The 1,914-nt window shown below is 45.2% G+C and carries 3 protein-coding genes; all 3 read left to right on the forward strand.

The features are described 5' to 3' along the window. Positions 1-562: 562 nt before the first annotated feature. Entirely contained in the window at positions 563-1,186 is a 624-nt protein-coding gene (locus tag E4U03_RS12480; protein WP_135014044.1) for a hypothetical protein, read from the forward strand. 3 nt (positions 1,187-1,189) lie between these two features. Continuing rightward, positions 1,190-1,423, forward strand: a complete 234-nt coding sequence (locus E4U03_RS12485) for a hypothetical protein (RefSeq protein WP_135014045.1) — start codon at positions 1,190-1,192, stop codon at positions 1,421-1,423. Between the two features lie 214 nt (positions 1,424-1,637). Beyond that, the coding region (locus E4U03_RS13260; protein WP_194210418.1) for a hypothetical protein at positions 1,638-1,914 on the forward strand (277 nt) is incomplete at its 3' end.

Here is a 1,914-nt window from a genome sequence, read left to right on the forward strand (position 1 = left end):
AAAGTATCTAACAGCTAACCCAAGACACAAGGGGTGCTTAGAGAAGAAGCCTTAGTCAAGAGCACGGATGAAGAGGAAGCCGATAAGATCAGCAGGCACGCCAGGAATCAAAAGCAGAAACAGGCAGGTAGGCAGGTAGGCAGGTAGGCACGTATGCCAAACTTCGTTTGCCCCTCTCTTGCTGTGACAAAAACGCGCGTCTTTCTGCCTGTGTTTATCTCAGAAAGTGCGCGGGAAAATCTACACACCTGTGGCATTGAAGTGCACTTCGGATTACGTCTGTAATCCGGTTTCTGCGTCATCGGTCAGTCGGTTTTGCGCTCTGATTTTTCGTCACACCTCATGCATCCAATAAGCCAGGTATTTCTATTATGAGTAACTCATAATAGAAAACGTAGTGATGGTAAGGGGAAATGTCGCGTAAACGGCTGTGTGGATGTTGTGAGGGCGTGACTGGATCCATGGTGTGTAAAACACTTGCATTGGGGGCGCGGCTCGTGTAGTGTGGTCGCCATCACTAGTTTGAAGATGTTCTAGGCGTCACAGTAAGGAAAAGGAAACCATGAAAAAGTTCTCCGCAGGTGTTATCCCATCCATAGCTTTTGTAATCACTGGTTCAATTTTATTGACTTCCTCGCCTGCCCATGCTTTCGATATGAATCCTGTATCGAATTTTGTGGCTTCATCGGCACATTCTCAACCTCTGGTTACTGGAGAAAACGTCGAAAAATTTGAATCTGAACTAGAAGAATTTTTTACTGAGGTTGTGTATGAAACAGAATCTGGATGGGAGGTCGACTACACGAAAGCAGATAAGTTTAACCTTAAAAGCAGTGAATTAGTTGAAATTAGAAATTTTTTAAATGCTCTTTATGAAGCACCAGAATCTACGTTGGAAAGATTGCACCGAGAAAGCTCTCCTCGTCTTGTCTCGCCGCAATATCAAGTAGGAAGTGACGAGTACGTACGGTGCGTTCTTAACGCAACGGGGCTAGGGGCTTTTGTTGGCGCCGCTGGAGGTGGTGGTAGCCAGCTAAAATACCTTATGGTTACTAAAAACTGGAAAGAAGTTGCCTGGGTTCTAGCACGCTTAGTAGGAGTTAATGCTCTGAAAGGCGGCGTTGCTGGATTCGCGGTAACGCTTGCAGGCGCCGGCGCATGGTGTGCTACTAAATGGGCTATTTAAGAAATGATTTTTAGCCTAAGTAGAAGAGAAGAAATAAAATCGATTTCTAAGATGTTTGCCAACTGTGGAGTCATAGAAAAATTTAGTTCTCCCGAATATTCAAATTTCATGAGAAAAATTAAGGAGGGAGAGGTTCGCAAAGCTGCTATTGAGTATTCGTTGGTAAATCCAGACGCCGGTGTAGTGGAGAGAAAAGTCGCTGTAGATATTGCCAGAGAACTGGCAAAAGAATTTTAAGTATTCGTCTTTTGTAAGAATCCGCGCATACATGGTATGCGCGGATTCTTCTGTTCTCTTTTGCGTGGTCTGCTCTGGAGCGAATGCCAATCCATCGGCCTTTAGAAGGTAGACTTGAAGAAGTTTCTAGATAAAAAAAGAACCGGCAGAGATTGCACCCTCTACCGGTTCAGAAAATTCCATCCGGGCATTACTTCGAAAGGAATTTAAGCTTGTGTCTACGAGTCTAGCAGCACCCAGCAGAACCGCAACCAAAAAAGCCCGGTTCGCTACATATCTCACAGACACACAACGAGTCTTTCTCTGCTCAAAAACCAAGAGCGCACCGCTGATCAAGACTTTACGGGCAGACCTACACAAGTACGAGTTTTACCAGCCCAGCCCCGCTTTTTGCCGTACCCTGATTATCGATATCGACCACATTTTTGCCTCCAGTTTCGTCTTTGATTTACCCCGCGAAATTTACCCCCACGCCGTAATTTTTACCTCTC

This window comes from Rothia nasimurium (genome assembly GCF_004569295.1).
GTDB lineage: Bacteria > Actinomycetota > Actinomycetes > Actinomycetales > Micrococcaceae > Rothia > Rothia nasimurium_B.